Raw genomic sequence first — 17,971 nt, 5'->3', positions numbered from 1 at the left:
TAAATATGTTTTTATAGCAGCGTGTGTTGCTGTGTACGCAGCGCGACGCATTTCAAAAGCCGGCCATTGAGCCGGTTTTTTTGTACCTTTTTTCAAGCCCAGCCATCGTGCTGGGCTTTCTCGTTTTCGGCCCCATGCCTGCTCCTAGCTCTCAGCGGATGACAGTGACGTAGGGGTCGACCTAAATTGAGGAATGCAGATGAACAATGAGCATCAGGCGCTTGCTGATGTGCCCCTGTGGCTATTGGTGTTATTGAGCATGGCCGGACTGTCCGGGGAAATGCTGCGGGCCTCGGGGGCCGAATTGAGTCTGCGTCAGATTCTGCAGCGGGTCGCACTTCGCTTTCTTGCGTCTGGCTTGCTCGGTATGGCAACTCTACTGCTTGCGATGGCCCTTTGGAGCAACCTTTATCTCGCTGCAGGGTTGGGCATCGTTATCGCAGTGATTGGTGCAGACGTGGCGGGCGGGCTGTATACACAGTTCCTGGCCAAGCGCGCTGGTGTTCAGCCCGAGAAGTAAGCCGGAGGGCGGAATGATCGATCTGAAATTGGATATCGACAGTGCGCCTCTAGCGCGTGAAATTTCGGACATTCAGCGGAAGCAGCTGCCCTTCGCCCTGATGCTCGCGCAGACGCGGTTAGCCACCAAGCGCATCAAACCTGGAATTACCGAGGTCATGGGCAAACGCCTGGATCGGCCTACGCCGACAACCATGCGCAGCCTGTTTGCCCAGGCGGCGACCAAGAGTCGCGGCGCGAAAGTCTGGTTCAAGGATCAATGGACCACGGGCATACCCGCAGACACCTACCTGCAGCAGGCGGTGCAGGGCGGGCAACGGCCGCACAAGCGCTTCGAGAAGTCGCTGATTGCGCACGCCCTGATGAAGGCCGGGCAGTACGCCGTGCCCAATCCTGACCTGTTGAACCAGTACGGCAACGTCTCGCGCGGTGTGATGACCCGCATCCTGTCGGGCCTTGGCGCTGCCGAGAGTCGGCGCGGCCACCAGGCCAACGCCACGGGCAGCAAGCGCAGTAAGCGCAAGGGCAATGCCGAGCGCTACTTTGTTGGTACGGTCGGCGAAGACACCGGTGTATGGGAGCGCAAGGCGCGTAAGCAGGTCGCGCCGGTGTTCCTCTACACCGATAGCGCGCCGCATTACCGGGTGATGTTCCCCTTCTTCAAGATCGCCGAGAACATCGCCAAGGCGCACGGGCAGGCCGAGCTGGCCAGCGCGCTGCGTGAGGCGATCCTGACCGCGAAGTGAGGTCGCGCGAGGCGCGACAGGCCCCAGCCACCCCCTTGGGGCGGCCGCCGGCCCCGTGCCTGGCCCACCCCCACCCCCGGCCAACGGGTCCTCCCGGACCCACCAGGGCTAGGGGGTAATTCGGGCCCCGCTCTTTCGCTACGTATGACCCAAATTCAGAGGTTGGTTGTTGTTTCGACTATGGCTAATCAATCCATTACCCGTGAGCCGTACTGGCTCAACAAGTCGCGCATGGCCGCGAGCCTCGGAATTTCCGTCCAGGCCTTTGATAAATGGGGCGTCCAGCCCGTCGGCAAGATCGGCAAAGAGGTGTTCTTTGACACCAAGTGCGTCCTGGCGAACCGGCTGCAGCATCACAGCGGCAAACACCAACCCGGAGCCGACGAGGTCGACCCGCTCATTGGTTACAAGATTGATCTGGAGCGGCTGCGCCTGACCAAGGAACAAGCGGACGCCCAAGCCCGCAAAAACCGGGTGGGCGACAAGGAGCTGGTCCCGGTCGGTTTCATGGTGTTTGCCCTGGCAAGTCTGTCGGCGCAACTGGCCTCGACCCTCAACACCGTGCACAAGAACGTCAAGCGCGCGCACCCCGATATCAGTGTGCGCCACTTGGAGGCGGTCGAAACCGAGATTGCCGTTACGCGTAACGCTGCTGCTGGTTTGGCTGACCGCATACCGGAGCTTTTGGATGAATACATCGCCTCCCTGGATGAGGGACCTGGTTGAGGCTGTCCGGCGTGGACTGAAGAACCTAGAAGTCGACCCGCCCATGACAGCTGTCGAATGGGCCGACGAATATTTCTACATGTCCTCCGAGTCCTCATACGGCGAGGGCAAATGGACCACTGAGTGGTTCCAGGTAGCGTTGCTCAACGCCATGGGCAACGACCTGATTCATGAGCTGAACCTGCCGAAGTCGGCGCGGGTTGGCTACACCAAGATGCTGGTGGCGAACATCGCCTACAAGCTCAAGCACAAGAAACGCAGCGTGTGCATGTGGAGCCCGACGGACGACGACGCCAAGGGCATCATGAAAAAGCACATCGACACGATGATTCGTGATGTGCCGGTGATCAAAGCCATGGCGCCCTGGTTCGGCAAAAAGCACAAGGACAACACCGAGGACCAAAAGACTTTCGAGAACCGCAAGGTGCTGTGGTGGATGGGCGGCAAGGCGGCCGGCAACTACCGGGAGAAAAGCCCCGATGAAGTCGGCTATGACGAGCTTTCGAGTTTCGATGCGGATATCCAGGGCGAGGGCTCGCCCACGTTCCTGGGTGATAAGCGTCTAGAGGGCGCGACCTTCCCGAAGTCGATTCGCGGGTCCACGCCTAAGCTGGCCGGTAGTTGCCAGATCACGCGGGCGGCGGAGGAGTCGCCCTACCTGCTGCGCTTCCACATTCGCTGTCCGCACTGCAAGACCGAACAAACCTTGAAATTTGGTGGGCCGGATGAGCCTTACGGGCTCAAGTGGACCAAGGACGCCCTGGGGCAGGTCGACAAGGCGTGGTACCTATGCGAGTCCGGTAACGGCTGCACCTTTGAGCACCACGAAATGATGGCGGCCTCACAGTTCGGTCGCTACATCTGCGAGCGGACCGGCATCTGGACGCGCGACAGCATGGAGTGGTTTGGGGCTGATGATACGCCGATGCGCACGCCGCGCCGCGTCACGTTCCATATCTGGACGATCTATTCGACCTTCACCACCTGGGTGAAGATTGCCGACGAGCGCGTCAAGGCCGGCAAGGACCGAGGCAAGCTAAAGACCTTCGTCAACACCACACTCGGCGAGCCGTGGGAAGAAGACCTTACCGAGAAAGTCGACTGGGAGCAGTTGCGCGACCGCCGTGAGGTCTACGGATCGCAAGTGCCAGGCCGTGCTGTTGCGCTTACCGGGAGTATTGACACCCAGGACGACCGTTATGAGGGTCGGGTATGGGCCTGGGGTGCGGGCGAGGAAAGCTGGCTGGTCTATCGGTTCATCCTCTACGGAGACCCGGCCAGTGCAGTGCTGTTGGAGCGGGTCAAGCGCGAGCTGCACCGGCAACTCACCCGTGCCGACGGCACCAAGATGGGCGTCATGCGCTGGTGCTGGGACTCCGGTGGTCACCACTCGGAAACGGTACGGGCGCAAAGTCGCACGCATGGCTTGCACTGGGTAATCCCGATTTTCGGGGCCAGCACCTACGGCAAGCCCATTGCCAACTGGCCCAAGAAGAAACACAAGGCGTCGAAAACCTACCTGACCGAGGTCGGCACCGACAACGCCAAAGAGGTCATTTACAACCGCCTCAAGCTTCAGCCGGACGGCAATCGTCCGGTGCCGGGCCTGATCCACTTCCCGGCCGACGATTCGATTTGCGACGACGACGAGCTTAAGCAGCTGACCAGCGAAACCAAAAAGTGGGTGCTGGTGAAAGGGCGGCGCGTGCTGCGCTGGGATGCCAGCAAGAAACGTAACGAAGCGCTCGACTGCTTTGTGTACGCCCTGGCGGCGCTGCGGATCAGTCAAGAGAAGTTCGGTCTCGACCTCGACCTGCTGGCCAGCCAGAACCCGGAAACGGGGGAGTGGGAGGTGCCAGCAGAACCACCACCAACGGACGAGCCGGACGAACCACCAGCGCCGGCACTTCCGCCGTCGCCGGCGCCGGTGGCGCCGCAACCAGACCACCAGCCTGCCGCCGGCGGCTGGGTTGAAACAGGAGCAAGCGGATGGCTGACGTAAATGCCGTAGAAACCTTGACCCCCCAGCAGATGGTCGCGCTGTACATGCAGGCCGAGGCCGATCTGGTGGCAGGCGGAAAGGATGTGACCTTGAATGGTCGCCGTTTCGTGTATGCCGAGCTGAACCAGATTCGTGACGGCCGACTGTACTGGGAGCGCCGTGTGGCCGCTCAAGCGCGCGCGGGGCGTCCGGGTTATTCCCTGGCGGCCTTCTGATGAGCGGCATGAACCTGCTGGACAGGGCGCTTGCGCCGCTGTTTCCGGGCATGGTGGCCGAGCGCTTGAGGGCGCGGAACGTGATCATGGCGTTTGAAGCGGCCAAGCCTTCGCGGACGCACAAGGCCAAGAAACAGACCGGCAGCGCGGATCGTGCGTTGAATAACGCGATCAAGCCTCTGCGCGAGCAGAGCCGCAATCTGGACGAAAACCACGACATCGTTACCGGCGTGTTCGATCGCCTGGAGGAGCGTGTGGTGGGTGGCTCGGGTATCTCCGTGGAGCCGATCCCGCTTCACCTGGATGGTACCGTGCACCGCGAATTCGCCGCCGCCATTAACGCGCTGTGGGGTGAATGGTCGTTAAGGCCTGAGGCCTCGGGAGAGCTGAGCCGGCCGCAGATGGAACGCCTGGTGTGCCGTAGCTGGTTGCGCGACGGCGAGGCCCTGGCCCAAGAGTTGATGGGTGTTGTGCCGAACTATCAGCACCTGCACGGCGTGCCGTATGCGCTGGAGCTGCTGGAGGCGGACTATCTGCCGGTCGAGTACACGGACTTGTCCAAGGGCATTGTCCAAGGCATTGAGCGCAACGGCTGGCGCCGCGTGCTGGCTTACCACCTGTACAAGGCGCACCCGGCTGGCCTACGCGGCAGCCTGGTGCAGAACACCAAGCGCGTGCCCGCCGAGCAGGTGATTCACATTGCCTACCGCAAGCGCATCGGTCAGAGCCGTGGCCAGCCGCTACTGCATGCCGTGCTGATGCGCCTGGCGGATATCAAGGACTACGAGGAAAGCGAGCGGGTGGCTGCGCGGATCAGTGCGGCACTGGCCATGTACATCAAGAAAGGCACCCCCGACGATTACGTGCCGGCGGGGCCTGGCGAGACGCGCGCCGAGCGCACTTTCCCGATTGCGCCGGGCATCGTGGTCGACACCCTGTTGCCGGGTGAAGACGTTGGGATGATCGAAAGTAATCGGCCCAACCCGTTCCTTGAGGGGTTCCGCAACGGGCAGCTCAAGGCGGTGGCCGCCGGTACGCGAAGCACCTATTCAAGTGTGGCGCGCAGTTACGACGGCACCTATTCGGCGCAGCGCCAGGAACTGGTCGAGGGCCAGCTGGGTTACGACCTGCTGCAGCATGAGTTTATCGACTACTGGTGCCGCCGCGTGTACCGCAACTGGCTGCGCATGGCGATCCTGAGCGGCCAACTCAAGGTGCCCGCCGATGTGGATCAACGGACCATCTATGGCGCCTTCTACCAGGGCCCGGTGATGCCGTGGATTAACCCGGTTCATGAGGCCGACGCCTGGGAAAAAATCATCAAGGCCGGCGGCGGCGACGAGGCGGAAATGGCTCGCTCGCGTGGCCGCAACCCGTCTGAGCTTAAGGCGTCTCGCAAGTCCGAGATTGCCGCCAACCGGGCAGACGATCTGGTGTTCAGTTCGGATGCCTACCACGAGTATTACGGGAGAAACCAACCCAATGAGCAAACGAAGAAGGCGGGAAAGGCCGCCCGTACTGGGGCCGCGCGCGGCGGTGGCGACGACGGCTGACCCGGCTGCACAGACCTGGTACACGCTGCGCGCATCGAGCCAGCGCGGCGTGGTCGACCTGATGCTGTACGGCGAGATTGGCGCCTGGGGTATCTCGGCTAACCAGTTCGCCCGCGATCTGAAAGCCCTCGGTGACGTGTCACAGATCAATTTGCATGTGCATTCCCCCGGTGGCGATGTGTTCGAGGGCATGGCCATGTACAACCTCCTGCGCAACCACCCGGCGCGCGTGGAGGGCACCGTGGACGGCCTGGCCGCGTCCATGGGCAGCGTGATCCTGATGGCCGCCGACGTTATTCGCATTCCCGAAAACGCCATGATCATGGTGCACAAGCCCTGGGGCATCCAGGGCGGTGACGCTGACGAAATGCGCCGTTACGCCGACTTGCTCGACAAGGTCGAGGATTCCCTGGTGGCGGCATACACCAACAAGACCGGCAAGACCGCCGACGAAATCAAGTCGCTGCTCTCTGCTGAGACCTGGATGACCGGGGCCGAGGCTGTCGAGCTGGGCTTTGCCGATGAATTGGTGGGGGCCCTGGAAGCCTTCGCCGCACTCAACTCTCAACGCATGCAGGAGTACACCAACATGCCCACCGCTGCACAACCGATGTTCGCCCCGCGCGGTCAGACCCAGCCACCGGCGCCGGTGAACCAGCCGACCCCGCCGGTCAACCAGCCGACCCAGCCGCCGGCTAACGAAACCCCCGAACAGATTCAGGCGCGCGTGCTGGCCGCTGACGCTACTCGCCGCACCGCGATCACCGCCGCGTTCGCCATGTTCGCCAGTGTTGAGGGCTCTGTAGCGCTGCGCGACGAGTGCCTGAACGACACCAGCTGCACCGTGGAGTCGGCCAACGCCAAGCTGCTGGCCCACATGGGCAAGTCGACCACTCCGACCGGCAGCCAAGTGCCTGGCCAGCATGGCCACATTACCAACGGCAACCTGGTCGGTGACTCGGTGCGGGCCGCCCTGGCGGGGCGTATCGGCCATGCGGCCAACGAGGCCGACAACGCCTACAACCACATGAGCCTGCGCGAGCTGGCCCGTGCTTCGCTGAATGACCGTGGCATTTTGACCGCCTCGCTCAACCCGATGCAGATGGTTGGCCTGGCCTTCACCCACGACACCAGCGACTTTGGCAATATCCTGATCGACACCGCCGCCGTGTCGGTGTTGGCCGGCTGGGACGAGGCGCCCGAGACGTTCGACCAGTGGACCCGCCGTGGTCGCCTGAGCGATTTCCGCGTCGCCAAGCGTGTCGGCATGGGGGCCTTCCCGTCCCTGCGTGAGGTTCGCCCAGGTGCCGAGTACCAGTACATCACCACCGGCGACCGTGGCGAGACCATCAGCCTGGCCACCTACGGCGAGCTGTTCTCGATTACCCGCCAGGCGATCATCAACGATGACCTCGACCTGCTGAGCACCATTCCCTACAACATGGGGCTGGCTGCGCGCGGCACCATCGGTGACCTGGTCTACGCGGTGCTGACCACCAATGCCAAGATGAGCGACAACAAGCCGCTGTTCGATGCAACCCGCAAGAACCTGTTCACTGGCGCCGGCTCGGCGCTGTCGATCGAGGCGATGATTGCCGCCAAGAACGCCATGGCGCTGCAGAAATCGCAGGTTGAAGGTGGCAAGGCCCGCACCCTGAACATTCGCCCAGCCTTCCTGCTGTGCCCGGTGGCCCTGGAAGACAAGGCCAAGCAGCTGATCCGCTCGGCCTCGGTACCAGGCGCCGACGTAAACGCCGGCGTTGATAACCCGATCCGCAATTTCGCCGAGGTGATCGCTGAGCCGCGGCTGGACGACGACAACGCGAAGTCGTGGTATCTGGCCGCCGCGCAAGGCCGCGACACTATCGAAGTCTCCTACCTGGATGGCGTCGACAAGCCGTACATGGAGCAGCAAGAAGGCTTCACCGTCGACGGCGTGGCCACCAAGGTGCGGATCGACGCCGGCGTTGCCGCGCTGGATTCTCGCGGCCTCAACAAGTCTGTCGGCGCGTAACCGCAGACCCCACTCAAACACCCCGCTTAGGCGGGGTTTGTTGTTTCTGGACAGGAGAAAATGGCCATGGCCAAGAACTATGTCAGCACCGGCAGCAGCATCACCTTGCGGGCGCCCACCGGTGGCTCGGTCGCGGGTGTGCCCCAGGTGATCGGCGCCCTGGCAGTGATTCCGCTGCAGAGCGGCCCGAAAGACACCCTCATTACCTATCGCACCTGCGATGCCTGGCGCGTGCCGTCGACTGCAGGTCTCAAGGCCGGCGCCAAGGTCAGCGTGCTGGCTGGGGTATTGGTCGCTGATGGCACCGCCGACTCGCTGCCCTACGGCAAGCTGTTGAGCGACACCGTCGACGGCTTCGCCGATGTGTTGATTGTGCAGTGATGCGCAGGCCGAGCTTTCGCGAGCGCATGGCCGTAATGAGTGCCCGAATCCTTGATCGTGTGGGCGACCGCGCGACCTTGGAGGGCGGTACCGCGATCATGGGCACCTTCGACAACCCGTTTCTTGATCCGCAGTTTGGCGGCAAGAGTGGCGGCAAAGGTCGCGGCCTGGCTACCCAGGTCGACGCGGCTGAGCTGGGCGAGCCGCGTTTCTCGGTGCTGGCTGATGTTGCCCAGCGCTTGCCCGAGGGGGCGGCGCTGACCATCGAGCTGCCGCCGGCCGAGGGTGGCGGTCGCTATACGGTGGTGCGCCATGAGCCAACCGGCGACGGCATGGTCGCCCTGGTACTGGAGCAAGAGCATGCACGAACCGCCGATATCTTCTGACGACCCGCCGGTGATCCCCAGCGAGTTGAAAGAGCTGCACGACGTAATGACCGCGACCATGCGAGAGCGCTTGCCGCTGTTCCAGGTGGTCGAGGCCTACCCGAAGCTCAAAGAGGGCATGAAGCTGCCCGCACTGCTGTACGCGGCGACGAACTTTGCCCCAGGCATCAAGCCTGGCGATGGCCGGCTGTGCATCAAGGTGACGTTCGAGGCGGTGGTGCTGCTGGAGTCCAGCCGGGCGCTAGCGCCGCTGCAGGCGGCCATTCTGGCGGCCAAGGTCATGCAGCTGCTTGATGATCAATATTGGGACCTCGACTTTGTCGGGGGCGTCGAGAGCATCCAAGCCATGCCGGCCGAGGCGCTGCCCGAGTTGGTGCGGTGCGTGGGGTGGGCGCTGCAATGGCAGCAGGACGTTTATCTGGGTGATACCACCTGGCCTTGGGCCGACGAGCCGCCGGGCTCGCTGGTGTTCGCCTTCGACCCTGACAGCGGGCCTGGCAGTGAAGATCAGTACCAGTCGCCGGAGGCCATGGCATGAGCTATGTGGCAGGGCAGCACGACCGCATTTTGGCCGGCATGGTGATTCCTTGCTATGTGGTGGCCGTCGACCTGGTGGCCGCTCGCGTGCGCGTCTCCGACGGCGGCGACTGGACCAGCGCCTGGGTGCGCTGGCATGCCCTGGCCGCCGGCAAGGCTCGCCACTGGCGTGCGCCAAGCCTGGACGAGCAGGGCGTGCTGATCAGCCCGAGCGGCGAGCCGGCACAGGGCACGTTCGTGTCGGGCCTGTATGGCAACGCCGGCCCGCCGCCGGACAACCGCGACCATGTCGAGGCGTGGCGCTTCGATGATGGCGGATCGCTGGTCTACGACTGGCAGGCCAAGAGCTACACCATCACGCTCCCCAGTGGCACGGCCACGGTCAAGGTTGGCGGCAGCGAGGTGGTTGTTACGGATAACGCGATTGTCGCCAAGTCCGGCGCTGTCACCATCAACGGACCCGTCACCATCAATGGCACGTTACTAGTAACGGGCGATATCAATGGTGGCGGCCGAATCATCGACACGGCCGGTAACACGGCCAATCACAAGCACTGAGAACGTCATGAGCCAACTTGAAACGCTGCCGGCGAAGCCTGACCGCTTCACGGTGGCCAAGCTGATCGAGCATCAAATTGATCAGGTGTATGACCGCTTTCGCATGCGCCAGGCCTGGGAGCGCGTGGTGGTCAACATCGATCCGACCGAAATGGCCGAGGGGATGTGTATGGCCCTTTCGCACGGCGGTTTCACGCGCAAACAGGCGGCGCCGCAGGTCACGCTGAACATATCGGGCAGCGTCGACCCCGAGGTGCTGGCCAGCACGCTCAAGAGCGCGCTGGCCGGTGGCCCGGCGGCGACCCTGTAACCCCACCATCAACCCCTAAAGGCCCGCTTTTGCGGGCTTTGTCATTTCTGGAGGGCCTATGGCTACCAAGAAACCCACGGACGCCGAGCCCCGCACGCCGGCGTCGGTGACCTACCGCGACACCGTTTTCACATCCCGCGTGCTGATCGTGGGTGAGCGGCAGCTGAATGTGGCCGCTGGCAAGCTGCAGGTCGACGAGGCCGACGCCGAGGCGCTGGCCTACCTGGAAGCGCACGCCGACTTCGAGCGCCTGCCGCCGGCGGAGTAAGCGCCATGATCGGGCTGGATCGTCACACCGGGCAGCCGCTTTCCGGCGTTGCCCACCTGAAACAGTCCATTGAGGACATTCTGACAACGCCTATCGGTAGCCGGCGCATGCGCCCGGAATACGGCAGCAACCTGCGCCGTTACGTCGACCTGCCGGTTAACGACGGTTGGAAAAGCTCAGTGCAGGCCGAGGTGGCGCGCGCCCTGGGGCGCTGGGAGCCGCGCTTGAAGCTGGAGCGCGTGCGTGTGGTGGCGGTGGTCGGCGGGCAAATCACGCTGTCGCTGTCGGGCGCCTATCTCGGTGACAGCGTTGTATTTGAGGTGAGTGCATGAGCGCAATCGACCTATCCCAGTTGCCGGCACCCCAGGTGCTGGAAGACCTGGATTATGAGGAGCTGTATCAGGCCGACCTGGCGACCTTCCGTGCACACATGGGGGAAAACTGGAGCGCGGCTTTGGAAAGCGACCCAGTCACCAAGCTGCTGGAGGTCGGGGCCTACCGCAAGCTGCTCAACCGCTCGCGCGTCAACGACGCGGCCAAGGCGCTGATGCTGGCTTATGCCGTGGGGGCCGACCTCGACCAGCTGGCGGCCAACGTCAACCTGTCGCGCCTGGTGGTCCAGGCCGAGGACCTGACGGTGGTACCGCCGCAAGCCGAAGTGCTCGAGGCGGATGACGCCCTGCGCGAGCGGGTGCAGCTGGTCTACGAGGGGCTGACCACGGCCGGCCCGCGTAACAGTTACATCCTGCACGCGCGCAACGCCTCGGGCCTGGTGGCGGATGCCACGGCCGAAAGCCCGTCGCCGGCGGTGGTCGAGGTGACGGTGCTGGCCCTGGAAGGGGACGGCACGGCCTCGGCCGAGCTGCTGGCAACAGTGGCCGCCTACCTGAATGACGACGATGTGCGGCCGGTGGCGGATAGGCTGGTGGTGCAGGGGGCTCAAATCCTGCCGTATCGGATCGACGCCAAGCTGTACATGGCCAGCACCGGACCGGAAAGCGAGGGCGTACTGGCTGAGTGCAGGGCGCGCCTGGCTGCATGGATCAACCCCCGCCGCCGGCTGGGGGTGGAGGTGTCACGTTCGGCGGTTGATGCCCAGTTGCATCTCGACGGGGTGGGTCGCGTGGAGCTGGCCGGCTGGACGGATATCAGGCCGACCAAAGCCCAAGCGGCCTGGTGCTCGGGGTTTACCGTCGAGCGGGGTGAGTGATGGCCAGTTTGTTGCCGCACAACCGCACACCCCTGGAGGCCGCCATAGACGCGGCCGCCGAGGAAGACCTGGCGACCATGCTGCGCCGCCTCTACAACCCCGACACCTGCCCGGCCGAAATGCTGTACCTGCTGGCCTGGGCGTGGTCGGTCGACCGCTGGGACGACCGGTGGTCGGAGGCGGTCAAGCGCTCGGTCATTCGGTCGTCGTTCTACATCCACTCGCACAAGGGAACCATTGGCGCGCTGCGCCGCGTGGTCGAGCCGTTCGGGTACCTGATTGAGGTGGTCGAGTGGTGGAACATGGTCCCCGAGGGGGTTCCCGGCACCTTCGCCTTGAAGGTCGGCGTCTCCGACGCGGGCATTGACGAAGGCACTTACAAGGAACTGACGGCGCTCTTGGATGACGCCCGGCCCGTTTCCCGCCACATGACGGCCCTGGCGATCAGCCTGGAGACGGTCGGCGGTTTCTACGTCGGCGGCTTGCTGACAGAGGGCGACGTTCTGGACGTTTACCCACTGCCGCAGCGCGATATCGAGGTTGTCGGCCGCATTGGCCGAGGCGGCCGCGAACACACCATTGATACCTTGGACATTGCAAATGGTTGATCAAAACACCCAGTTCTACGCCATCCTCACGAACGTGGGGGCGGCGAAACAGGCCAACGCGGATGCCCTGGGCATCGCTTGGAAAATCACACAAATGGGCGTGGGTGATGCCAACGGCACCGACCCGACGCCCAATGCCACGCAGACGAAGCTGATCAACGAATGGCGCCGCGCGCCGCTGAACCAGTTGAAAGTCGACGACACTGATTCGGCCATCATCGTGGCCGAGCAGGTCATACCGGCCGAGGTGGGCGGTAAGTGGATTCGCGAGATTGGCCTGTACGACGCCGACGGCGATCTGGTCGCGGTGGCCAACTGCGCGCCGACCTACAAGCCGCTGCTAAGCCAGGGCTCGGGCCGCACTCAGGTGGTGCGCATGAGCCTGATTGTCAGCAGCTCCAGCAACGTGCAGCTGAAAATCGACCCCAGCGTTGTGCTGGGCACCCGCGAATGGGTGACCGAGGAACTGGCCCGCCAGGACTTCAAGCATTCGGTGGTCGTGGCCACCACCGCCAACATCGCGCTGACTGGCCTGCAGACCATTGACGGGGTGGCGCTGCTGGCCGGCAACCGGGTACTGGTGAAGAACCAGACAGTGGCCAAGGACAATGGTCTCTACGAGGTGTCGACCGGCACCTGGACCCGCACCAAGGATGCCGACACCAGCGCCAAGGTAACGCCGGGGCTGCTGGTGCTGGTCGAGAAAGGCACGGTCAACGGTGACAGTGCATGGCAGTTGGTCACCGACGCGCTGATCAGCCTGGGGGTTTCGGGGCTGACTTTCGACATGGCGTTTGGTCGCACCGGCGTGACTGCCGGCACCTACCGCAGCGTGACGGTCGACAAGTACGGGCGTGTCGTAGGTGCCACCAACCCGACCACGGTGGCGGGTTACGGCCTGACCGATGTGTACACCAAGACGGAAGTCGACAGCGCTTTGGCGGCCAAGGCGCCGCTGGCCAGCCCGGCCCTGAGCGGGGTGCCGACAGCGCCGACGGCGCCGACGGGCAACAGCTCCCAGCAGATCGCCAATACCGCGTTCGTGCAGACCGCTCTGGCGGCCCTGGTCGCAGCGGCGCCGGGCGCTCTGGATACCCTGAACGAGCTGGCGGCGGCGATTGGTGACGACCCGAACTTTGCCACCACCATCACCAATGCCTTGGCGGCCAAGGCGCCCTTGGCCAGCCCGACCTTTACCGGGTCGCCTAAGGCCCCCACGCAAGCGCTGACGGTCAACGACACCACGCTGGCAACGACCCAGTTTGTGCAGTCGTTGCTGGGCGGCATTGGGTGGGGCGCGGGCGGCGTCCAAGGTTCCAATCTCCCGAACGGCACCAACCTGAACAACGTGGTGACGCCAGGCTCTTATGGCCAGCCGTCCAATGCCCAGGCAACGCTTGAGCTGAACTACCCCGAGCCATACGCCGGCACGTTGCTGGTGCAGGCGGCTGGGCTGAGCATCTTTACCCAGTTCTACACGTTGTATCAGCCGAGCAACCGCACGTTTAGCCGTACCTGCTATTCCGGCACCTGGTCGGCGTGGTCGGAACTCGGTCGGCTGCATTCGCCGGTCTTTACCGGCACGCCGCAGGGGCCTACAGCACCGCTGGCCACCAACAACCAGCAGCTGGCCAACACGGCGTTCGTTTATGGCCTGTTGGCTCAGTTGGGCCTGGGTGGGGTAGGGACCGGCCTGACCATGCCGGACTTTGACGATGCCACCGTGCCGGCGGGCATTTACTACGTGAACAGCTCGACGCTCAATTTGCCCTTTGGGAGCGCTGGCGGTGCGGTGGTGCACAAGGTGCTCGGGTCGATTGGTTTCCAATTGCTGTTCCCGGTCGGCACGGATCGGCTGTTGTGGCGTCGACGCACGGCGAGCGTTTGGCAGGCCTGGAATGATATCGCCACCCTGGATAGCCCGACGTTTTCCGGGGCGCCTACAGCGCCCACCGCGCTCAAGGGGACCAAGTCCAAGCAGCTGGCTACCACCGAGTTTGTACAGGACGCGATTGCCACCCTGGTCGATTCGTCGCCGGGGGCGCTGGACACGTTGCGCGAGCTGGCTAATGCGCTGGCCAACGACCCGAACTTTGCCACCACCATGACCAACTCGTTGGCGACCAAGGCGCCGCTGGCAAGCCCGGCGTTTACCGGTACGCCGACGGCGCCGACGTTGCCCTTGGGTGGCAATGCGCTGGGTCTGGTGAACCTGCAGCACCTGCGCAGTACGCTGAACCAATATGGGTTAGGAGGCGGAATTTCGGGGCCCGTGCCGGCTACCGCCGAAGAACTGTCGGCCTGGCCAGCGGGCAATTATTACTACCCGACCGCCATTTCTCCTTACCCTGCCTTTACCTTCGTGATGCGGATGGTATACAGCAATGATCGGGGGTTTGAGATTGCCAACATTCCTTACACGGACCGTGTTTTCTTACGGTCCAGTAACGGTGACGGCACATGGCGCGCGCCTATGGAACTGGCGCCTTTGGTCAGTCCGGCGTTTAGCGGCGTGCCAACCTGCCCGACCGCGCCGACAGCGACCAATAACGGGCAGCTGGCAAGTACGGCGTTCGTTCGAAACGTCGTCATTCAGGAGGGTGTCCAGCCTGGGGAAATCAGTTTCTTTGCCGGTGCCGCCGCACCGCGCGGGTACATCAAGGCAAACGGCGCTGCGGTGAGCCGGACGGCCTACCCGGAGCTGTTCGCCGCCATCGGTACCACCTACGGGGCTGGCAATGGCACGACCACGTTCAACGTGCCCGACATACGCGGCGAATTCGTCCGGGGCCTGGACGATGGCCGAGGCGTGGACCCTGGGCGGGTGCTGGGTAGCTGGCAGAATCATCTGTACGCATCGCACAACCACGTGGGTACCACCGACACGCAAGGCGCGCATGCGCATACGGTGACAGGCTCCACGACTTCCAGCGGTTCGCACAGCCACACGATGAACATGGGCCTGAACGATATCGCCGGCTCGCGGCCGGCGGTCAGCGCGCCGGGTGCGAGTCCTGGCGTGATTGACGGTGGGTTTGGTGGTGGTGACCACTCCCACAGCATCTACGGCACTTCCGATACAGCGGGCGCGCACTCCCACACCCTGCAGATCAGCGCAAGCGGTGGCAGCGAGACGCGCGGCCGAAACGTGGCCTTGATGGCCTATATCAAATTCTGACGAGAATCCTATGGACGCTCCAACTATCTATCACGCGGCCCCCGTTACCTGGGAGCTGTGCGGCACCGGCGTGCCTGATCCTGACCCACGGGTGCCCGACAACTGGCTGATTCCGGCGCGCGCCTACCTCGATGCGCCGCCCGAGCCGGTCGCCGGGTTTGCGATTGTGCGCAATGCCGACCAGACCGCTTGGGAGCTGGTCGAGGACCACCGGGGGCCGGTGTACGTGAAGGCCACCGGCGAAGCCCTGACCTATTCGGCGCTCGGGCCGCTGCCTGACGAGCTGACCCTGACGCCTTGCCCGGGGCGCTATTACACCTGGACGGGCGAGGATTGGCTGTTGGATACAGCGGCCCAGCGGGAGGGGCGCCGGCAAGAGGTGCTGACGGCCCGCGACGAGCGCCTGGCGGTGGCCAGTGTGCGCATTGCGCCGCTGCTGGATGCCGTGGAGCTGGGGCGCGCCACCGAGGCCGAGCAAGCGCTGTTACTCGCCTGGAAGCATTACCGCGTCGACCTCGGCCGGATCGAGCAGCAAGAAGGCTTCCCCATGGCTGTCGATTGGCCGCCGAGCCCCGAAGACGCCCCGGTCGATGACTGACGCCCCGCACTGACGGGGCGTTTTCTTTTCCGCTGTACCACCTGGCCCTGCTGTGCGGGGCCTTTTCACATCTGGAGTAAACATGGCTGGATTCTTTCACGGCGTTACCGTAACGAACGTCGACAAGGGCGCACGCACCATCGCCATCCCGTCGACCTCGATCATTGGCCTGGTCGACACCTTCACCCCCGGCCCTGGTGTGGATAGCACCCCGACCGCCAAGGCGAACGAACTGGTGCTGGTCACCAGCTTGCGCGAAGCCGTCGCGGCTTGGGGGGCTGATTCGGCCATCACCAAGGCCTGCGAGGCGATCTACACCCGCGCCAAGGCGGTGATCGTCGCCTGTGGTGTGACCAAGGTGGAGGATGCGGCCGCGCAGACCTCCGCGATCATCGGCGGTGTGCTGGCCGATGGCACCCGTACCGGCCTGCAGGCGCTGCTCGATGGTAAAAGCCGCTTCAACGCCAAGCCGCGGCTGTTGGTGGCGCCCAAGCACAGCGCCACCCTGGCGGTGGGCACTGCGCTGGTGGGCCTGGCTGACAAGCTGCGCGGCCTCGCCATCCTCGACGGCCCTGGCACTACCGACGAGGCCGCCCAGGCCTACGGCGCCGAGTTTGGTGCCAGGCGCGCGTTCATGGTCGACCCCGGCGTCAAGTACTGGGATACGACCGTTTCCGCAACGGTGGATGCGCCGGCCTCGGCCTGGACCGCCGGCCTGTTCGCCTGGACCGATGCCGAATACGGTTTTTGGGCATCGCCATCGAACAAGGAATACGTCGGTGTCACCGGCACCACCCGCTCGGTGGAGTACCTGGACGGCGACGAGACCTGCCGGGCCAACCTGCTCAATAACGCCAAGATCGCGACCATCATTCGCGATGACGGGTACCGCCTGTGGGGCAACCGCACGCTGTCGAGTGATCCGAAATGGGCCTTTGTCACCCGCGTGCGGACCATGGATATCGTCATGGACGCGATCCAGTACGGCCACAAGTGGGCGGTCGACCGCTCGATTACCGCGACTTACGTCAAGGATGTGACCGAGGGCCTGCAGGCCTTCATGCGCGACCTCAAGAACCAGGGCGCGATCATCAATTTCGAGGTGTATGCGGACACCGAGCTGAACACCGCCAGCCAGCTGGAGCAGGGCAAGGTGTACTGGAACATCCGTTTCACCGATGTGCCGCCGGCGGAGAACCCGAATTTCCGCGTCGAAGTTACCAATCAATGGCTGACCGAAGTTATCGACTCGGCTGCATAAGGAGCGTTTTACATGGCAATGATTCCCGAAACCCTGGCCAACATGAACCTGTTCGTGGACGGCATCAGCTTTCAGGGTGATGTTCCCAGCCTGACCCTGCCCAAGCTCACCCTCAAGATGGAGGAGCACCGCCCCGGCGGCATGGATATGCCGATTGAGATGGACCAGGGCATGGAGAAGCAGGAAGCCAGCTTCACCACTACCGGGGTGCGCCGCGAGTCGCTGAAAATCTTTGGCCTGGCCGACGGTACCGCCTTCAACGGCGTGTTCCGGGGCGCCTTCAAGGGCCTCAAGGGCCGAATTACCCCGGTGATCGTCACCCTGCGCGGCAGTCTCAAAGAGGTCGACATGGGCGACTGGACGGCCGGCGACAAGGCCGAGATCAAGCACGCCGTCAGCCTGACCTACTACAAGCTGGAGGTCGACAACCGCCTGGTCTACGAAATCGACGCCCTGGGCATGAAGCGCGTCATTGATGGCGTCGACCAGCTGGCCGAGCAGCGCACCGCGCTCGGCCTGTAATCCCTTTTCCCCGAATTTAAGGATGTACCCGCATGAATACCCAGAAAACCCCGGCTTGGCTGACCGTCTCGGCTGATCGCGTTACCGTAACGCTGAGCAAGCCCACCGAACTCAATAGCGTGATGGTCGACGCCATCAGCCTGCGCTCGCCAACCGTGCGCGACATTCGCGCGGCGCAGCGTGGCACCGGCGACGATGACGAGCAGCGCGAGCTGAACCTGTTCGCCTCGCTGGCCGAGGTCAGCGCCAAGGACCTGGAGGGCATGGCCCTCAAGGACTACACCCGCCTGCAGACCGCATATTTTCGCCTGGTGCAAGACGACGACGTTTGATGCGGTCACGCAGAAGCGGCTGGCCAAGCGGCTGGCCGCCGAGCTGA

21 protein-coding genes and 1 pseudogene are annotated in these 17,971 nt (G+C 63.8%); all 22 read left to right on the top strand.

The genetic code is table 11. From position 1 onward, the window contains the following. The first annotated feature begins 199 nt into the window (after positions 1 to 199). The 22 genes and pseudogenes from E5221_RS17890 (at position 200) to E5221_RS17785 (ending at position 17,924) form a co-directional block, all read left to right on the top strand. Positions 200 to 520: a phage holin family protein gene (locus E5221_RS17890; RefSeq protein WP_247846138.1), complete on the top strand. Its 321-nt coding sequence runs from the start codon at positions 200 to 202 to the stop codon at positions 518 to 520. 13 nt (positions 521 to 533) lie between these two features. Further along, positions 534 to 1,265 (top strand): hypothetical protein, encoded by a 732-nt coding sequence (locus E5221_RS17885; protein ID WP_247846136.1) that lies wholly within the window; start codon positions 534 to 536, stop codon positions 1,263 to 1,265. A gap of 180 nt (positions 1,266 to 1,445) precedes the next feature. Further along, entirely contained in the window at positions 1,446 to 1,991 is a 546-nt protein-coding gene (locus tag E5221_RS17880; RefSeq protein ID WP_247846134.1) for a terminase small subunit, read from the top strand. Next, positions 1,954 to 3,993 carry a terminase gpA endonuclease subunit gene (locus tag E5221_RS17875; protein WP_247846132.1) on the top strand — a complete coding sequence of 680 codons (2,040 nt, stop codon included), beginning with the start codon at positions 1,954 to 1,956 and terminating at the stop codon, positions 3,991 to 3,993. The genes E5221_RS17880 and E5221_RS17875 overlap by 38 nt, the downstream gene beginning before the upstream one ends. Next, positions 3,981 to 4,208, top strand: coding sequence for a primosomal replication protein PriB/PriC domain protein (locus tag E5221_RS17870; RefSeq protein ID WP_085720418.1), 228 nt, complete (start codon positions 3,981 to 3,983; stop codon positions 4,206 to 4,208). Before E5221_RS17875 ends, E5221_RS17870 begins: the two co-directional genes overlap by 13 nt. A gap of 8 nt (positions 4,209 to 4,216) precedes the next feature. Continuing rightward, positions 4,217 to 5,761 carry a phage portal protein gene (locus E5221_RS17865; RefSeq protein ID WP_085720417.1) on the top strand — a complete coding sequence of 515 codons (1,545 nt, stop codon included), beginning with the start codon at positions 4,217 to 4,219 and terminating at the stop codon, positions 5,759 to 5,761. Beyond that, positions 5,691 to 7,775 carry a ClpP-like prohead protease/major capsid protein fusion protein gene (locus E5221_RS17860; protein ID WP_247846131.1) on the top strand — a complete coding sequence of 695 codons (2,085 nt, stop codon included), beginning with the start codon at positions 5,691 to 5,693 and terminating at the stop codon, positions 7,773 to 7,775. Before E5221_RS17865 ends, E5221_RS17860 begins: the two co-directional genes overlap by 71 nt. Positions 7,776 to 7,841: 66 nt before the next feature. Continuing rightward, the gene (locus E5221_RS17855) at positions 7,842 to 8,156 is read left to right on the top strand and encodes a DUF2190 family protein (RefSeq protein WP_085720006.1); all 315 of its coding nucleotides are present in this window, start codon (positions 7,842 to 7,844) and stop codon (positions 8,154 to 8,156) included. Between the two features lie 35 nt (positions 8,157 to 8,191). Beyond that, the gene (locus E5221_RS17850) at positions 8,192 to 8,542 is read left to right on the top strand and encodes a hypothetical protein (protein WP_247846129.1); all 351 of its coding nucleotides are present in this window, start codon (positions 8,192 to 8,194) and stop codon (positions 8,540 to 8,542) included. Continuing rightward, positions 8,517 to 9,080: a hypothetical protein gene (locus E5221_RS17845; protein ID WP_085590872.1), complete on the top strand. Its 564-nt coding sequence runs from the start codon at positions 8,517 to 8,519 to the stop codon at positions 9,078 to 9,080. Before E5221_RS17850 ends, E5221_RS17845 begins: the two co-directional genes overlap by 26 nt. Next, positions 9,077 to 9,637 (top strand): phage baseplate assembly protein V, encoded by a 561-nt coding sequence (locus E5221_RS17840; protein ID WP_247846128.1) that lies wholly within the window; start codon positions 9,077 to 9,079, stop codon positions 9,635 to 9,637. Before E5221_RS17845 ends, E5221_RS17840 begins: the two co-directional genes overlap by 4 nt. A gap of 7 nt (positions 9,638 to 9,644) precedes the next feature. Next, positions 9,645 to 9,947, top strand: a complete 303-nt coding sequence (locus E5221_RS17835) for a hypothetical protein (RefSeq protein ID WP_247846127.1) — start codon at positions 9,645 to 9,647, stop codon at positions 9,945 to 9,947. Positions 9,948 to 10,005: 58 nt separating this feature from the next. Then, positions 10,006 to 10,215, top strand: a complete 210-nt coding sequence (locus E5221_RS17830; protein WP_247846126.1) for a hypothetical protein — start codon at positions 10,006 to 10,008, stop codon at positions 10,213 to 10,215. A gap of 5 nt (positions 10,216 to 10,220) precedes the next feature. Then, the gene (locus E5221_RS17825) at positions 10,221 to 10,547 is read left to right on the top strand and encodes a GPW/gp25 family protein (protein WP_247846125.1); all 327 of its coding nucleotides are present in this window, start codon (positions 10,221 to 10,223) and stop codon (positions 10,545 to 10,547) included. Further along, positions 10,544 to 11,425 carry a baseplate J/gp47 family protein gene (locus tag E5221_RS17820; RefSeq protein WP_247846124.1) on the top strand — a complete coding sequence of 294 codons (882 nt, stop codon included), beginning with the start codon at positions 10,544 to 10,546 and terminating at the stop codon, positions 11,423 to 11,425. The genes E5221_RS17825 and E5221_RS17820 overlap by 4 nt, the downstream gene beginning before the upstream one ends. Beyond that, the gene (locus E5221_RS17815) at positions 11,425 to 12,033 is read left to right on the top strand and encodes a phage tail protein I (RefSeq protein ID WP_247846123.1); all 609 of its coding nucleotides are present in this window, start codon (positions 11,425 to 11,427) and stop codon (positions 12,031 to 12,033) included. Before E5221_RS17820 ends, E5221_RS17815 begins: the two co-directional genes overlap by 1 nt. Then, a pseudogene (locus E5221_RS17810) lies at positions 12,026 to 12,958 on the top strand (phage tail protein); the annotation flags it as partial. The gene E5221_RS17815 and the pseudogene E5221_RS17810, both read left to right, overlap by 8 nt. A 774-nt stretch (positions 12,959 to 13,732) precedes the next feature. Then, on the top strand, positions 13,733 to 15,211 hold the full coding sequence (locus E5221_RS28890) for a tail fiber protein (RefSeq protein ID WP_348984761.1): 1,479 nt from the start codon (positions 13,733 to 13,735) through the stop codon (positions 15,209 to 15,211). A 10-nt stretch (positions 15,212 to 15,221) separates the two neighbouring features. Next, positions 15,222 to 15,809, top strand: a complete 588-nt coding sequence (locus E5221_RS17800; protein ID WP_247846122.1) for a tail fiber assembly protein — start codon at positions 15,222 to 15,224, stop codon at positions 15,807 to 15,809. An 82-nt stretch (positions 15,810 to 15,891) separates the two neighbouring features. Then, complete coding sequence (locus E5221_RS17795; RefSeq protein WP_247846121.1) at positions 15,892 to 17,070, top strand: phage tail sheath family protein; 1,179 nt, start codon at positions 15,892 to 15,894, stop codon at positions 17,068 to 17,070. A gap of 12 nt (positions 17,071 to 17,082) precedes the next feature. Next, the gene (locus tag E5221_RS17790) at positions 17,083 to 17,592 is read left to right on the top strand and encodes a phage major tail tube protein (protein WP_247846120.1); all 510 of its coding nucleotides are present in this window, start codon (positions 17,083 to 17,085) and stop codon (positions 17,590 to 17,592) included. A gap of 32 nt (positions 17,593 to 17,624) precedes the next feature. Continuing rightward, positions 17,625 to 17,924: a phage tail assembly protein gene (locus E5221_RS17785; RefSeq protein ID WP_247846119.1), complete on the top strand. Its 300-nt coding sequence runs from the start codon at positions 17,625 to 17,627 to the stop codon at positions 17,922 to 17,924. The last annotated feature ends 47 nt before the right edge of the window (positions 17,925 to 17,971 follow it).

It is taken from the genome of Pseudomonas sp. A2, from assembly GCF_023100865.1.
GTDB classification, from domain to species: domain Bacteria; phylum Pseudomonadota; class Gammaproteobacteria; order Pseudomonadales; family Pseudomonadaceae; genus Aquipseudomonas; species Aquipseudomonas asiatica.
This window is presented reverse-complemented; position numbering and strand designations above follow the sequence as displayed.